This is a genomic window from Streptomyces sp. NRRL B-24085 (assembly GCF_001282115.1).
In the GTDB taxonomy this organism is placed as follows: domain Bacteria; phylum Actinomycetota; class Actinomycetes; order Streptomycetales; family Streptomycetaceae; genus Streptomyces.
This window is the reverse complement of record NZ_LJBR01000224.1, coordinates 1-13964: the sequence shown is the minus strand read 5'-3', so window position 1 is coordinate 13964 and position 13964 is coordinate 1. Positions and strand designations below refer to the sequence as shown.

Below are 13964 nucleotides of genomic sequence, written 5' to 3'. Positions count from 1 at the left end.
ACATCACTCCACCAGCCGCACCCCAAGGCAAAAAATGGCCCCGCCCGGAAACCCACCCGGACGGGACCACCTCACGTACCACCGCCTCAGCGGCGAGCGACACCCTCCGCCCGAGCCGCCGCAGCGACCGCCGCCGTGACCGCCGGTGCCACCCGGTCGTCGAACGGGGACGGGATCACGTAGTCCGCCGCGAGGTCGTCACCGACGACCGCCGCCAGCGCCTCCGCCGCCGCGATCTTCATGCCCTCCGTGATCCGCGAGGCCCGCACCTGGAGCGCCCCCGCGAAGATGCCCGGAAACGCCAGCACGTTGTTGATCTGGTTCGGGAAGTCGGACCGCCCGGTGGCGACCACGGCCGCGTACTTGTGCGCGACATCGGGGTGCACCTCGGGATTCGGGTTGGCCATCGCGAACACGAAGGCACCCTCCGCCATCGAGGCGACCGCGGACTCCGCGACCGTACCGCCGGACACGCCGATGAAGACGTCCGCGCCGGCCAGCGCGTCCTCCAGCGACCCCGACAGGCCGGCCTTGTTGGTGAACCCGGCCAGCTCCCGCTTCACGGACGTGAGGTCGTCCCGGTCAGCGGACACCACACCGCGCCGGTCCGCGACGGCGACGTCCCCGATGCCCGCCTCGACGAGCATCTTGGCGATGGCCACGCCCGCGGCGCCCGCACCGGAGATCACCGCACGAAGATCTCCGATGGACCGCCCGCTCAGCCGCGCGGCGTTCCGCAGGGCGGCCAGCGTCACGACCGCGGTCCCGTGCTGGTCGTCGTGGAAGACGGGAATGTCGAGCCGTTCCTGGAGCCGCCGCTCGATCTCGAAGCACCGCGGAGCCGAGATGTCCTCGAGGTTCACGCCGCCGAAGGAGGGGGCGAGACGGACCACGGTCTCGATGATCTCGTCGACGTCGGTGCAGGCCAGCGCGAGCGGAACCGCGTCCACCCCGCCGAACTGCTTGAACAGGATCGCCTTGCCCTCCATCACCGGGAGGGAGGCTTCGGGCCCGATGTCACCGAGGCCCAGTACGGCCGTACCGTCCGTCACGACGGCGACGACCGACGACTTCCACGTGTAGTCGTGGACGAGTTCCGGCTGCTCGGCGATGGCGCTGCACACTTTCGCCACGCCGGGCGTGTACGCGAGGGACAGGTCGTCCTTGTCACGGACCGGCACGGTGGCCTGCACGGCCATCTTGCCGCCGCGGTGCAGCGCGAACGCGGGGTCGAAGGAATCGAGGGGCTCCGCCCCTCCGTCCTGTCCCGTATCGCTGTCGCTGCGAGGATTGACGATCTCCGCTGCCACTTTGTCTTACCCCTTAGGTCTTCATGGTTTGAGGGTGGCCACTCCTGGTTGAGAAGTGGGCGGGCACCGCGCACGGCCCTGGTCACTGATGCGTACGGGCCGGTCGCGACGGGCGCGCCGCACACGCGCCCTGAGCCCCGGATGAGGGGTGTAAAGAACCTTCTTACCGGACGACCGGCGCCGAGGACGAGTCCAATACGTCCAAGGTCACATGCCGGAACGGAAATCGATCATCGATCACCGGAGGCCGGTGACATGAATCATGGGACACCGGCCGGACAAACCGTCAGCGGGCCCTTGACGATCACCGCGGAGTCGCTCTCACGGCGGCGGGTGCGGCCGGGCAGGTCATCCGCTCCCCGGCCCGCACCGGAGATCTTGCGGCCGGAATGCCAGATTCCCGCAGATGGTCCGGTCGTGATGTACGGACATGCGGCGGTTCGGGGGTCACCCGTTATCCGATTTTGACATGACCGGCCCCCTGAATGGTCCAGTCCGAATGGCAAGATGCCGTCATCACACGAGGTCGCGACACTCGAAGGCGTGTGCTCTCGTCGACCTGAGGAATGAAGGCAGCGCTGCCGGCCCGATCGGCAGCCGCCCCGCCCATCGGCAACTCCACCCATCCGCCGGAGGAACCCACCATGACCGCAAGCTCCACCCGTCGTACGACCGCCGCGCGCACCAGGACAGCCGCGGTAGGTGCGATCGCGGTCGCAGGCGCCCTGATTCTCACCGGCTGCGGTGACCAGACGGACAGCGGCGGCAGCAGCACCAAGGAATCCGCCTCGTCCAGCAGCGCTCCGCTGTTCGACAAGCTGCCCGCGAAGATCCAGAAGGCCGGCGTCATCAAGGTCGGCACCAACGCCGAGTACGCCCCCATGGAGTACCAGGAGGGCGGCAAGATCGTCGGCGTCGACCCCGACATCGCGGCCGCCCTGGGCAAGCAGCTGGGCGTGGAGTTCCAGTTCACCTCGGGCTCCTTCGACGGCCTGATCAGCTCCCTGAACTCCGGGCGCTACGACGTCGCCATGTCCTCCATCACGGACACCAAGGCGCGCCAGGAGGGCCTGGACGAGGACGGCAAGAAGCTCGGCCCGGGTGTCGACTTCGTCGACTACTTCACGGCCGGCACCGCCATCTACGTCCAGAAGGGCAACCCGAAGAAGATCGGCTCGATCGAGGACCTCTGCGGTCAGAAGGTCGCCGTGCAGCGCGGCACGACCTACGAGCAGGCCCTGCAGAAGCAGTCCGCGGCGTGCACGAAGGACGGCAAGAAGAAGCTCGACATCGAGCCCTTCGACAACGACACCGAGGCCCAGACCCGCGTGAAGTCGGGCGGCGCCGTCGCGGGCGTCAACGACTACCCGGTCGCCGTGGACCTCGCCCGCAAGGCCGACGGCGGCAACGCCTTCGAGGTCGTCGGCGAGCAGGTCGACGCCGGTCCGTTCGGCATCGCCGTGAACAAGGACAACAAGGAGCTCACGAGCGCCCTGGAGGCGGCCGTGAACGCCATCATCGAGGACGGCACCTACAAGAAGGTGCTGGAGAAGTGGGGCGCCGAGACCGGCGCCATCGACAAGGCCGCGGTCAACGGCGGCAAGTGACGGACCCCGCACCACCGAAGGGCAGTCACTGTGACTGACAAGATCGACAAGGGGCCGGCGGACACGCCACCGGCGGCCGCCGCCCCCGAGACCATCAAGGCCATCCCGGTCCGCCACTACGGCCGCTACGTCAGCGCCGTCGTCGTACTGGCCCTGGTGGCCCTGCTGGTCAACGCGTTCGCCACCGCCGAGAAGATCCAGTGGAGCGCCGTCGGCGACAAGCTGTTCGACTCCACGGTCGTCGCGGGTGCCGGCCGCACCCTGCTGATCAGCGTCCTCGCGATGATCGTGGGCGTGGTCCTCGGCGTCCTGCTGGCCGTCATGCGGCTCTCCAAGAACCCGGTGACGAGCTGGGTGGCCTGGGTCTACATCTGGTTCTTCCGCGGGACCCCGGTGTACGTCCAGCTCCTCCTGTGGTTCAACCTGGCGCTGATCTTCCCGATGCTGAATCTCGGTCCGATCTACAAGGACGAGATGACGGACGTGATGACCCCGTTCATGTGCGCCCTGCTGGGCCTGGGCCTGAACGAGGCCGCGTACATGGCGGAGATCTGCCGCGCCGGTCTGATGGCCGTCGACGAGGGCCAGACGGAGGCCGCGCACGCGCTCGGCATGAGCCACGGCAAGACGCTGCGCCGGATCGTGATCCCGCAGGCGATGCGGGTGATCGTGCCGCCGACCGGTAACGAGTTCATCAACATGCTGAAGACCTCGTCACTGGTGTACGCGGTCACGTACAACGAACTGCTGCGCGCCACCTCGACGATCGGCTCGACCTCGTACGCGGTGATGGAGATGCTGTTCGTGGCGTCCATCTGGTACCTGGTCATGACCAGTGTGTTCAGCGTCTTCCAGTACTACCTGGAGCGCCGTTTCGCCCGCGGTTCGTCCCGGAACCTGCCGGCGACGCCGTTCCAGAAGATCAGGGCGAACCTGCTGTCGCTCCGGAGCCAGGGGGGTGCGGCATGACCGCCATGGTGAAGGCCGAGGGTGTCCACAAGTCGTACGGCCTGGTCGAGGTCCTCAAGGGCATCGACCTGGAGGTCAAGCAGGGCGAGGTCTTCTGCCTCATCGGCCCCTCGGGCTCCGGCAAGTCGACCTTCCTCAGGTGCATCAACCACCTGGAGAAGATCAACGCCGGCCGGCTCTACGTCGACGGCGAGCTGGTCGGCTACCGCCAGAAGGGCGACAAGCTGTACGAGCTCAAGGACAGCGAGGTCGCCCTGCAACGCCGGGACATCGGCATGGTGTTCCAGCGGTTCAACCTGTTCCCGCACATGACGGCCGTCGAGAACGTCATGGAGGCGCCGGTCCAGGTCAAGGGCGCGAGCCGGGCGCAGGCCCGGGAACGCGCCCGGGAGCTGCTGGACCGGGTGGGCCTGGCCGACAAGGCGGGCAACTACCCCGCGCAGCTCTCCGGCGGCCAGCAGCAGCGCGTCGCCATCGCCCGCGCGCTCGCGATGGAGCCGAAGCTGATGCTCTTCGACGAGCCGACCTCGGCCCTCGACCCGGAGCTGGTCGGTGACGTCCTCGACGTCATGCGCGACCTCGCCGAGTCCGGCATGACGATGGTCGTCGTCACCCACGAGATGGGCTTCGCCCGCGAGGTGGGCGACAGCCTGGTCTTCATGGACGGCGGCGTGGTCGTCGAGTCCGGCGACCCCCGCGAGGTGCTGACGAACCCGCAGCACGAGCGCACCCAGGCGTTCCTGTCGAAGGTCCTCTAGCCGAGGGTCCTCGGGCGGTACGACGCGAAAGGGGCGGTACGGGATTCCCGTACCGCCCCTTTCGCGTGCGTCTACCTGAGCGCGAGCAGCAGGGTGTCCGAGGGCGAGCACCACACCGGCCGGGCCTCCGCGAAGCCCTTCTCGCGCAGCACGCGCGCGTGCCAGGCGGCGGACGGCATGTCCCCGTCGGCGTGCTCGCCGTAGATCTCGAAGCGGCGGGCCGTCGGTCCGGCGAGGACGGGGTCCTCGGCGGCGACCTGCCACCACGCGGCCCAGTCGAGGGCGCCGTCCCGCTTGGCGCGGTCCATGTGCGCGTGGCGCTGCGCGCGTTCGGCCGCGTTGATCCGGGGCGTGGTCTCGTCGATCATGTGGTCGGCGTTCATGAAGACGCCGCCGTCGCGGACGAGTGCGGCGATCCGGCCGTAGAGGTCCGCGAGGGGTTCGCTGTGCAGCCAGTGCAGGGCCGTGGCGGTCAGCACGGCGTCGTAGGAGTCGTACGGCAGTCGCGCGGGCCAGTCGGGGTCCTTGAGGTCGGCCGTCACGAGGGTGACCCGCTCGTCGTCCCCGAACGTGCCCTCGGCGATGGTGAGGAGCGCCGGGTCGAGGTCGACGCCGGTGCTGGTGGCCTCGGGGAACCGGGCGAGCAGCCGGGCCGTGATGGTTCCCGTGCCGCACGCGAGGTCGAGCACGCGTGGCCGGGGTCCGACGAGTGCCTCGACCATGTCCAGCATGACCCGGAACCGCTCCTCGCGGTCCGGCATGTACCACTCCTGCTGGCGGTCCCAGCTCTCCTGCCAGGCCTGCCAGTCGGTTCCGACACCGGTCGTCATGGAGCCCCCTGTCCACTCGTTGTCGTAATACCCTGGAAGCACGATCAGCTCTTACCCGACCGCACCACGACGATAGAACGCCTCCGTAAGGACTACAAGTGGAACTGGCCTATTACTCGGACTACGCCGTACGTCTGGTCAACAGCGAGGACCCGGCCCGGGGCAAGGACACACTGACCTCGGTGGAGGCGGTCCGCGACCTGTTCGGCGGCAACGGCACCGGCGCCCGGCGCGCCACCGAGGCCGACGTCACCCGGTTCCGTTCGGTGCGGGCCCGGCTGCGGTCGGTCTTCGAGGCGGCGGACGAGGGCGAGGAGACGCTCGCCGTGGACCTGCTGAACTCGCTCCTGCTGGAGTTCCCCGTCAGCCCCCAGATCTCCGGGCACGACTTCCGCGACGACGACGGCCGCCCGCTGTGGCACATGCACCTGGCGGACCACCCGTCCAACGCCACCGCCGGGTACGCGGCGATCGCGGCGATGGGCCTGGCGTTCCACCTCACCGAGTACGGCGTGGACCGGCTGGGCCTGTGCGAGGCCGCGCCCTGCCGCAACGCCTACCTCGACACCTCGACGAACCGCTCCCGCCGCTACTGCTCCGACCGGTGCGCCACCCGCGCCAACGTGGCCGCCTACCGCGCCCGCAAACGCCTGGAGGCCGACCGGTCAGGGAAGACGGGCCGCACCGCGGACAGCGCCCAGCGCACGGCGGCCAGCGGGGAGCGCTGAGCGGACGTGAGCGGCCGGTACCGGAGCCGGGCCTTGCCCAGTACCAGCTCCTCCGGTACGACGCCGTAGTCCGTGCTGTCGCCGCCCGCGAACGCGTTGTCCCCGAGCACCCACCAGCCGCCCTCGCGCCGCTCCACGGCCCGCTTGACGACGAGCAGGTCCTGCTGGAACGGATGCCGCAGGACCACGATGTCGCCGGGGACGACCCGCGCCCCCCAGTGCACGACGAGCCGGTCCCCGTGCCGGAGGGTGGGCACCATCGACGGTCCGGTCACCTCGGCCACCCCGACGAAGGGCAGCAACGACCTCTCCCGCTCGGTCTCCTGCGACAGCTCCGGCATCCCCGGCACCTCCCCGGTACGTTCGTCCACCAGTCTCAGTCTGACCCCGGACTTTTGTCCTAAGCCCATGGGGGCACCCGCGATTTCGCCTCTCGCAGGGAGTAATGTCGCACCTGAGAAGACGATCACGAGGAAGGAACGCTCCATGCTTTCCCGCCTGTTTGCCCCCAAGGTCAAGGTCAGCGCACACTGCGACCTGCCCTGCGGTGTGTACGACCCGGCCCAGGCCCGCATCGAGGCGGAGTCGGTGAAGGCCGTGCAGGAGAAGATGGCCGCCAACGACGACCCGCACTTCCAGGCGCGTGCCACGGTCATCAAGGAGCAGCGCGCCGAGCTCGCGAAGCACCACGTCTCCGTGCTCTGGAGCGACTACTTCAAGCCCCCGCACTTCGAGAAGTACCCGGAGCTGCACCAGCTCGTCAACGACACCCTCAAGGCCCTCTCGGCCGCCAAGGCGTCGACCGACCCGGCCACGGGTCAGAAGGCCCTGGACTACATCGCCCAGATCGACAAGATCTTCTGGGAGACCAAGAAGGCCTGAGGCGAACCGCCCACGGGAAGGGGCCCGGCCGGCTGCACGCCGGCACGGGCCCCTTCCTCGTTCCGTGGACACCGTGGGCGTGCCCCGGTCCGTCAGCTCAGCACGAGCAGCACGGCCAGGGCGACGAGCAGGGAGTCGATCCGGTCCAGCAGGCCGCCGGAGCCGGGCAGCCAGCGGCCGGCGTCCTTGACCCGCGCGCCTCGCTTGACCATGGACTCCAGCAGGTCTCCGGCCGGCCCGCCGGCCACCACGGCGACCGCCATGGGCAGGCTCGCCGCGGACAGCACGGCGAGCACACCGACCCCGGCAGCCGCCCCGGCCAGCGTCCCGCTCCAGCGCTTGGCCGGTGACAGCGGCGACAGCCGGGGCCCGCCCAGCCTCCGCCCGGCGAAGTACGTGGTGATGTCGGCGACCGAGACCGCCACGAACAGCGCCAGCCCGTCCGCCCCGAGCGGCACCAGCGCGGCCGGCACGCTCAGCCAGGCGAGCCCCAGCAGCCCGGCACCGAGCCGGCGCAGACCATGGTCGGCGTCGCCGCCCAGCAACGGCACCGCGGCCACCGCCAGCGCCCCGGCCCCCAGGGCCCGCAGCACCTCGCCGGGCGCCAGCCAGACGGTCAGCACCACACCCGTGACGGCCGCGGCCAGCACGGCACGGTCCAGCCGGTTGAGCAGCATCAGCCCGCCGAACTCCAGCACCGCGATCACCCCGACCACGACGGCGACGGCCGCGGCACCCGGCTCACCCCACCAGAACGCCAGGGTGACCAGCGGCACCCCGGCCGCCCAGGCGCACCAACGGACCATCAGCTCGCGGCGCCCGGACGCGGCCACCGCGACACCGCCCAGGGCCAGCGCCCCACCGAGGTACGGCGCCAGCGAGCCCACGCTCGTCACCGGGCGGTGCCCGCGGCGCCCAGGGACTGCGCCACGGGCGCGGCGGGCGCCGGCCGCAGCACGTCCAGGGCGGCCCGGCAGGCCGCCACGATGCGGGCGTTCTCGGCGGTGTCCCGGACCGCGACGCGCACGGTGCGCCCCTCGTACCGCGGCGACAGCGGCGACAGGTCGCGCAGGTACACGCCGTGGCGGCGGCACTCTTCGACGAGTCGTGCGGCACTCGGTCCGCCCGGCGGCAGGGTGAGGGAGAGGAAGTTCGCCACCGACTCCTCGACGCTCACGTCCGGGGCCGCCTCGGCCAGGTCCGCGGCCAGCCGTCGGCGCAGGGCGTGGGTGGCGAGCCAGCGGTCGCGGTAGTACCCGGGGTCGCGCAGCGCCGCCACGGCGGCCATCTGGGCCGGGAGACCGACCGTCCAGGGCGGGGTCCACCGGCGCAGTTCCGCCGCGGTGGACGGTTCGGCCACGGCGTACGCGGCCCGCAGGCCGGACAGCGCGTACATCTTCGACAGCGAGGTGCAGACGGTCACCCGGGGGTCGGTCGCGGCGAGGCCGGCCAGGGACTCGTCCAGGCCGACGTAGCCCAGGTACGCCTCGTCGATCCACCAGTGCGTGCGGTCCGGCGCGGCCCCGATCAGCGCGCGCAGGCCGGCCGCGGGCGCGTGCCGCCCCGTGGGGTTGTTCGGGTTGACCACCACCACGAGGTCGTAGCGACCGGAGTGGACGGCGGCCGCGAGCCGCTCCGGGTCGATCCGCCAGCCGTCCTCGCGGCGCAGCGGGAACCGGTCCACCCGGCAGCCCACGACCCGCTCCGTGACATGGGCGTACTCGCCGTAGCACGGGTCGGTCAGCAGCACCCGGCTGCGCGGGGTCAGCCTGCGGCCGAACGCCCGGAAGATCAGGTCGGACGATCCGGCGCCCACCGCCAGCGTGTCCGGGGGCAGCTCCCTGGCCGTGGCGATCTGCTCCGACAGTCCCTCGGCGCCGGACGGCGGTGAGGTGCGGGCGGCCCAGGCCGGGTCGTCCGCGAGGGCCGCCCGCACCCCCGGGGCCGGCGGGAACCAGGCGTCCAGCACGTCGGCCATGACGATGTCCCGCCGCCGGTGCAGGGTGCGGAAGTCGGTGCCCAGGGCGGTGAACGAGGCACCGCCGTGCTCGCAGCCGTCCGGCCGGGGCGCGAAGGGCATGTCCAGCCGCCAGTCCACCGCGGACCGCAGCCGCTCCAGCGCGCTGCCGTACCGCTCCCGCGCCCGCCGCGTCAGTTCGGGCACACCGCCGGTCAGCACCTCGAACGTCACGGCGCCGCTGCGGACGGTCCGGCCGACCGTGCGCAGGCCGACGGCCCGGTACATGTCGAGCACCTCGGTACGCCCCATCGCCACCACCCGGCGCCCGCCGCGGGAGGCGATCCAGCGCAGCGCCGCGTACATCAGCAGGGGCGCCGCCGAGGTGGTGCGCCAGCGCGGCTCGACAGTGAGGATGCGCACCTCGAACACGTCGTGGCCGGCCAGGACCGGCAGCTCGTCGCGGGTCAGGTACTTGTCCAGGCCGAACCGCCCCACCCAGGGCGGGGTCAGGCTGACGAAGCCGATCCGGGCCGGTCCGCGCGCCGCGACGAGGTAGACGTTGTCACCGTCGAGTCCGTCGCGCAGCCGCCCGGCCGGATCCGGCGGGTGCTGGCCCAGCTCCCGGGCGTACACCCGGTGACGCAGTTCGTGGATCCAGTCGAGATCCTCCGGAGTGGCTGTGCGCAGCTCCAGGTCACGACCCATGGGGCACCTCTTTCGACGCGGGTGGGTTGCATCATGGGAAACCCGCGCCGCCCGTGCCAGAGCCGAGTACCGCCACCGGCCTGAGTACGGGTACTCAGGCGCTCCCGCTCCCGGTGTGCAACGGCCCCTAAGCCTCGCCCGCCTCCAGCAGCCCCGCCGCCTCGCCCACGATCCGCGGGTCGGGCGTGCCGACGACCTCCTCGTCCTTGTCGGCGTAGTCGAAGCGGGCCAGCACCGTGCGCATGGCCTCGACCCGGGCCCGCTTCTTGTCGTTGCTCTTGACCACCGTCCAGGGCGCGAACTGGGTGTCCGTCTCCCGGAACATGGCGACCTTGGCGGCGGTGTAGTCGTCCCAGCGCTCCAGGGAGGCCAGGTCCATGGGGCTGAGCTTCCACTGCCGTACGGGGTCGATCTGACGGATCGTGAAGCGGGTGCGCTGCTCGGCCTGGGAGACCGAGAACCAGAACTTCACCAGGTCCACGCCGTCGTCCACGAGCATCCGCTCGAACAGCGGGGCCTGCCGCATGAAGCGCCGGTACTCGTCGTCCGTGCAGAAGCCCATGACCCGCTCCACCCCGGCCCGGTTGTACCAGGACCGGTCGAACAGCACGATCTCGCCCGCGGTCGGCAGATGTTCGACGTACCGCTGGAAGTACCACTGTCCGCGCTCGCGCTCGTTCGGCTTCTCCAGCGCGACCACGCGGGCGCCGCGCGGGTTCAGGTGCTCCGTGAAGCGCTTGATGGTGCCGCCCTTGCCGGCCGCGTCGCGTCCCTCGAAGACGATGACGAGCCGCCGCCCGGTCTCCTTGATCCAGCTCTGGAGCTTCAGCAGTTCGATCTGCTGGAGCCGTTTGTGCCAGTCGTACTCCTTGCGCTCCATGCGGTGCGCGTAGGGGTAGTTCTCCCGCCAGGTGTCGATCGGGCTTCCGTCCGGGCGGACGAGCACGGGGTCGTCGGGGTCGGTGTAGTCGACCTTCAGGTCGGTCAGCAGGGGGGTCACCTCGCTGCTCCCCTCTCCTCTCGGTGGTTCAGTGGAACTGCGGCACGATCAGGTAGATGCCGTACGCCACCACCGCCGTGCAGGCGAGGAGGCACAGGACGGACTGGGCGACGCCGAGTGGGGACGTTCCACCACCGCCGTCCTCCCTCGCTCCTTCGACACGGGCGAGACCGAGTACCCCGAGGGCGAAGACCACGACCACCGCGATGGTGACGCCGACGCTCACCGCGGTGACCTGGCCGAGTGCGGTCCAGTCGATGCTCATGACAGAACTCCCGGGGGTTCAGGCGGCCGTGCCGACGCTGGTCGGCGCTGCACTGCGGACGGGGACCTCGTGGTGGTCGTTGACGTTGTGGGCGCCCACCGGGTTGCGGCGGGAGACGAGCACGATGCCCGCGGCGACGGCGGCACCGGCCAGCGCGACGACGACCGTGCCGAAGTCGCCGCCGTGCTTCACGGCGCTCGCGGAGACGCCGCCGACCAGCGCGGCCGCCGGCAGGGTGATCAGCCAGGCCGCGACCATGCGTCCGGCGATGCCCCAGCGGACCTCCGCCAGCCTCCGGCCGAGGCCCGCGCCGAGGATGCTGCCCGAGGCGACCTGGGTGGTCGACAGGGCGAAACCGAGGTGGGCGGAGGTCAGGATGACCGTGGTGGACGCGGTCTCCGCGGCGAAGCCCTGCGGGGACTGGATCTCCGTGAGGCCCTTGCCCATGGTGCGGATGATCCGCCAGCCGCCGAGATAGGTGCCGAGGCCGATCGCGAGGCCCGCGGCGGCGACGACCCACACGGGCGGACCGGCGTCGTGGCCGAGCGCGCCCGCCGAGATGAGGGTGAGGGTGATGACGCCCATGGTCTTCTGGGCGTCGTTGGTGCCGTGCGCGAGGGAGACGAGGGACGCGGAGGCGATCTGCCCGAGGCGGAACCCCTTGGTCACCGAGTCCTTGCGGGCGCGGGCGGTGAGCCGGTAGGCGAGGTAGGTGGCGATCAGCGCCGCCACGCCCGCCACCACCGGGGAGGCCACCGCCGGGATCAGGATCTTCTCGACGACCTTGTCGAAGTGCACCCCGTGGGACCCCGCGCCGACCCACACGGCGCCGATGAGCCCGCCGAACAGGGCGTGCGACGAGCTCGACGGGAGGCCGACCAGCCAGGTCAGCAGGTTCCACAGGATCGCTCCGACCAGCCCCGCGAAGATCATTCCGGGCGTGACCAGGCTGTCGTCCACGATGCCGCCGGAGATCGTCCTGGCGACCTCGGTGGACAGGAAGGCGCCCACGACGTTCAGGACGCCGCTCACCAGGACCGCGGTCCTGGGCTTCAGCGCGCCGGTCGCGATGGACGTCGCCATCGCGTTGGCCGTGTCGTGGAATCCGTTGGTGAAGTCGAAGGCCAGGGCCGTGACGATGACGACCGCCACGAGGAACGTGATGTGGTCCATGCCTCTCATGGGAGCAAGAGCTTCCGTACGGCAGGAGAACGTGAGGCGAAGCCCGTGACAGGACCCCGCGCCCGGACGGTGAGCATCGTGCGATGCTGGCGTGATGGTGAGCATCGAGGACCTGGTGCGGCTGCGGCAGGCGCGCGACCGGATGGACCGCGAGTACACCGAGCCGCTCGACGTGCCCGCGCTCGCCCGCACCGCGCTGATGTCACCGGGCCACTTCCAGCGCAGCTTCCGCGCGGAGTTCGGCGAGACGCCGTACGGCTATCTCATGACCCGGCGCATCGAGCGCGCGAAGGCGCTGCTGCGGCGGGGCGACCTGTCCGTCACCGAGGTCTGCATGGCCGTGGGGTGCACCTCCCTGGGCTCCTTCAGTTCGCGGTTCACCGAGCTGGTGGGCGAGACACCGAGCGCGTACCGGGCCCGCTCCCACGAGGAGGCCGCCGGGATCCCGCCGTGCGTCGTCCGCAGGCACACCCGGCCCCGGCGGGCCTAACGTGGGGCCATGGACATCAAGCTCAAGAACTGCTTCATCGCGGTGGACGACCACGACAAGGCGATCGTGTTCTACCGGGACGTCCTGGGCATGGAAGTGCGGGGCGACGTCGGGTACGAGGGGATGCGCTGGGTGACGGTCGGCTCGCCGCTCCAGCCGGACGTGGACATCGTCCTGGAGCCGCCTGCCGCCGACCCGGACGCGTCCCCGGCGGACAAGGAGGCGATGGCGCGCCTGCTGGCGAAGGGGCTGCTGCGGGCGGTCAACTTCACCACCACCGACTGCGACGCGTTGTTCGCGCGCGTGCGGGAGTCGGGGGCCGAGGTGGTCCAGGAGCCGACGGACATGCCGTACGGGGTGCGGGACTGCGCGTTCCGGGATCCGGCGGGGAACATGCTGCGGTTCATGGAGGTGCCGACGTAACGGCGCCTACGATCACCGCATGACTACCCGCTGGACTTACGCCTTCGTGGACCGGCCCGTGGCCCGCTACGCCCGGGCCTGTGACTTCTGGACCGGTGTCACCGGTACCCGTCTGTCCGAATTCCGGGGCGAGCGGCGGGAGTTCGTGACGCTGGTGCCTTCCGACGGGGCCGACGCCTGCGTCAAGGTGCAGGCCGTCGCCTCGGGGCCCGGGGGTGCCCATCTCGACTTCTGCGTCGACGACGTACGCAAGTTCGCGAAGGCGGCGCAGGCGCTCGGCGCCCATGTGGTCGCCGATCAGGGCACATTGGTGGTGCTGCGCTCCCCCGCCGGCCAGTTGTTCTGCGCCGATCCCTGGCGCGGGCAGTCGGCCCGCCCGCCGGTCGTCCGCGGCAGCCGCCTCGACCAGGTCTGCCTGGACGTCCCGCCCTCCCTGCACGAGACCGAAGTCGCCTTCTGGGCCGCCCTGTTGCCCGACTGGGAGTCGCTGCCGGGCTCGCTCCCCGAGTTCCATGTGCTGAAGCCGCCGGCCGGTCTCCCCATCCGCATCCTCCTCCAGCGCCTCGGCGAGGAGCGCCCCGCCTCCGCCCATCTGGACCTGGCCTGCGCGGACATCGGGGCGACGCGGGCCGAACACGAGCGGCTGGGCGCCGAGTTCGTCGCCGAGGGCGGAAGCTGGACGGTGATGAGGGACCCGGCGGGCGGCCTGTACTGCCTGACGGGACGGGACCCGGAGACGGGCGGGCTGTCTAGCCGGAGGAGATGAACGCGCAGGCCACCACGAGCCGGTCGCCGTCGGGGTCGGTGCTGGGGCTGGGGCTGGGGCTGGGCCACATGCTCTCCCACCCCTCCGGC

The 13964-nt window shown here is 71.0% G+C and carries 16 protein-coding genes; 8 read left to right on the top strand and 8 right to left on the bottom strand.

Going from position 1 to position 13964, the window contains the following annotated elements:
• Positions 1-86: 86 nt before the first annotated feature.
• On the bottom strand, positions 87-1310 hold the full coding sequence (locus tag AOJ26_RS23945) for an NAD(P)-dependent malic enzyme (protein WP_053850409.1): 1224 nt from the start codon (positions 1308-1310) through the stop codon (positions 87-89).
• A 644-nt stretch (positions 1311-1954) separates the two neighbouring features.
• On the opposite strand from AOJ26_RS23945, the gene AOJ26_RS23940 reads away from it, so the two are divergent.
• From AOJ26_RS23940 to AOJ26_RS23930, 3 genes are read left to right on the top strand one after another with little or no spacing between them, the layout of a single operon-like run.
• Positions 1955-2917 (top strand): ABC transporter substrate-binding protein, encoded by a 963-nt coding sequence (locus tag AOJ26_RS23940; protein ID WP_053850412.1) that lies wholly within the window; start codon positions 1955-1957, stop codon positions 2915-2917.
• A gap of 30 nt (positions 2918-2947) precedes the next feature.
• The gene (locus AOJ26_RS23935) at positions 2948-3886 is read left to right on the top strand and encodes an amino acid ABC transporter permease (protein ID WP_053850408.1); all 939 of its coding nucleotides are present in this window, start codon (positions 2948-2950) and stop codon (positions 3884-3886) included.
• Positions 3883-4644 carry an amino acid ABC transporter ATP-binding protein gene (locus tag AOJ26_RS23930; RefSeq protein ID WP_053850407.1) on the top strand — a complete coding sequence of 254 codons (762 nt, stop codon included), beginning with the start codon at positions 3883-3885 and terminating at the stop codon, positions 4642-4644. Before AOJ26_RS23935 ends, AOJ26_RS23930 begins: the two co-directional genes overlap by 4 nt.
• Before the next feature lie 71 nt (positions 4645-4715).
• Here the strand turns inward: AOJ26_RS23930 and AOJ26_RS23925 are convergent, their stop codons facing one another.
• Positions 4716-5474 (bottom strand): class I SAM-dependent methyltransferase, encoded by a 759-nt coding sequence (locus AOJ26_RS23925; RefSeq protein ID WP_053850406.1) that lies wholly within the window; start codon positions 5472-5474, stop codon positions 4716-4718.
• A gap of 98 nt (positions 5475-5572) precedes the next feature.
• On the opposite strand from AOJ26_RS23925, the gene AOJ26_RS23920 reads away from it, so the two are divergent.
• Positions 5573-6202, top strand: a complete 630-nt coding sequence (locus AOJ26_RS23920; RefSeq protein ID WP_053850405.1) for a CGNR zinc finger domain-containing protein — start codon at positions 5573-5575, stop codon at positions 6200-6202.
• On the opposite strand, the gene sodX is transcribed toward AOJ26_RS23920, so the two are convergent.
• Positions 6106-6543 (bottom strand): nickel-type superoxide dismutase maturation protease, encoded by a 438-nt coding sequence (gene sodX / locus AOJ26_RS23915; RefSeq protein WP_053850411.1) that lies wholly within the window; start codon positions 6541-6543, stop codon positions 6106-6108. The two genes, AOJ26_RS23920 and sodX, sit on opposite strands and share 97 nt — an antisense overlap.
• Positions 6544-6688: 145 nt before the next feature.
• Between sodX and sodN the strand changes: the two genes are divergently transcribed.
• The gene (gene sodN, locus AOJ26_RS23910) at positions 6689-7084 is read left to right on the top strand and encodes a superoxide dismutase, Ni (RefSeq protein ID WP_020136639.1); all 396 of its coding nucleotides are present in this window, start codon (positions 6689-6691) and stop codon (positions 7082-7084) included.
• Between the two features lie 92 nt (positions 7085-7176).
• On the opposite strand, the gene AOJ26_RS23905 is transcribed toward sodN, so the two are convergent.
• From AOJ26_RS23905 to AOJ26_RS23885, 5 genes are all read right to left on the bottom strand, one after another.
• Entirely contained in the window at positions 7177-7980 is an 804-nt protein-coding gene (locus AOJ26_RS23905) for a phosphatidate cytidylyltransferase (RefSeq protein WP_179200374.1), read from the bottom strand.
• Positions 7977-9749, bottom strand: coding sequence for a pyridoxal phosphate-dependent aminotransferase (locus tag AOJ26_RS23900; protein WP_053850404.1), 1773 nt, complete (start codon positions 9747-9749; stop codon positions 7977-7979). Before AOJ26_RS23900 ends, AOJ26_RS23905 begins: the two co-directional genes overlap by 4 nt.
• A 127-nt stretch (positions 9750-9876) precedes the next feature.
• Positions 9877-10749: a polyphosphate kinase 2 gene (gene ppk2, locus AOJ26_RS23895; RefSeq protein WP_053850403.1), complete on the bottom strand. Its 873-nt coding sequence runs from the start codon at positions 10747-10749 to the stop codon at positions 9877-9879.
• Between the two features lie 28 nt (positions 10750-10777).
• Positions 10778-11014, bottom strand: a complete 237-nt coding sequence (locus AOJ26_RS23890) for a hypothetical protein (RefSeq protein WP_053850402.1) — start codon at positions 11012-11014, stop codon at positions 10778-10780.
• 18 nt (positions 11015-11032) lie between these two features.
• A complete protein-coding gene (locus AOJ26_RS23885; RefSeq protein WP_053850401.1) occupies positions 11033-12187 on the bottom strand; it encodes an inorganic phosphate transporter in 1155 nt (384 codons plus the stop codon).
• A 103-nt stretch (positions 12188-12290) separates the two neighbouring features.
• Here AOJ26_RS23885 and AOJ26_RS23880 point away from each other — a divergent pair, with 103 nt between their 5' ends.
• Genes AOJ26_RS23880 through AOJ26_RS23870 form a run of 3 tightly spaced genes read left to right on the top strand, consistent with a single transcriptional unit; the run spans position 12291 to position 13875 of the window.
• Positions 12291-12686 carry a helix-turn-helix transcriptional regulator gene (locus AOJ26_RS23880; RefSeq protein ID WP_053850400.1) on the top strand — a complete coding sequence of 132 codons (396 nt, stop codon included), beginning with the start codon at positions 12291-12293 and terminating at the stop codon, positions 12684-12686.
• 9 nt (positions 12687-12695) lie between these two features.
• A complete protein-coding gene (locus AOJ26_RS23875; protein WP_053850399.1) occupies positions 12696-13109 on the top strand; it encodes a VOC family protein in 414 nt (137 codons plus the stop codon).
• Positions 13110-13128: 19 nt separating this feature from the next.
• Positions 13129-13875, top strand: a complete 747-nt coding sequence (locus AOJ26_RS23870; protein WP_053850398.1) for a VOC family protein — start codon at positions 13129-13131, stop codon at positions 13873-13875.
• The last annotated feature ends 89 nt before the right edge of the window (positions 13876-13964 follow it).

What these genes read in the sequence shown, in the direction of transcription:
- AOJ26_RS23890 (WP_053850402.1), bottom strand. Translation starts at nt 11,014, where the DNA reads ATGAGCATCGACTGGACCGCACTCGGCCAGGTCACCGCGGTGAGCGTC.
- sodX (WP_053850411.1), bottom strand. Translation starts at nt 6,543, where the DNA reads ATGCCGGAGCTGTCGCAGGAGACCGAGCGGGAGAGGTCGTTGCTGCCC.
- AOJ26_RS23930 (WP_053850407.1), top strand. Translation starts at nt 3,883, where the DNA reads ATGACCGCCATGGTGAAGGCCGAGGGTGTCCACAAGTCGTACGGCCTG.
- AOJ26_RS23870 (WP_053850398.1), top strand. Translation starts at nt 13,129, where the DNA reads ATGACTACCCGCTGGACTTACGCCTTCGTGGACCGGCCCGTGGCCCGC.
- AOJ26_RS23900 (WP_053850404.1), bottom strand. Translation starts at nt 9,749, where the DNA reads ATGGGTCGTGACCTGGAGCTGCGCACAGCCACTCCGGAGGATCTCGAC.
- AOJ26_RS23875 (WP_053850399.1), top strand. Translation starts at nt 12,696, where the DNA reads ATGGACATCAAGCTCAAGAACTGCTTCATCGCGGTGGACGACCACGAC.
- AOJ26_RS23885 (WP_053850401.1), bottom strand. Translation starts at nt 12,187, where the DNA reads ATGGACCACATCACGTTCCTCGTGGCGGTCGTCATCGTCACGGCCCTG.
- sodN (WP_020136639.1), top strand. Translation starts at nt 6,689, where the DNA reads ATGCTTTCCCGCCTGTTTGCCCCCAAGGTCAAGGTCAGCGCACACTGC.
- AOJ26_RS23880 (WP_053850400.1), top strand. Translation starts at nt 12,291, where the DNA reads ATGGTGAGCATCGAGGACCTGGTGCGGCTGCGGCAGGCGCGCGACCGG.
- AOJ26_RS23940 (WP_053850412.1), top strand. Translation starts at nt 1,955, where the DNA reads ATGACCGCAAGCTCCACCCGTCGTACGACCGCCGCGCGCACCAGGACA.
- AOJ26_RS23925 (WP_053850406.1), bottom strand. Translation starts at nt 5,474, where the DNA reads ATGACGACCGGTGTCGGAACCGACTGGCAGGCCTGGCAGGAGAGCTGG.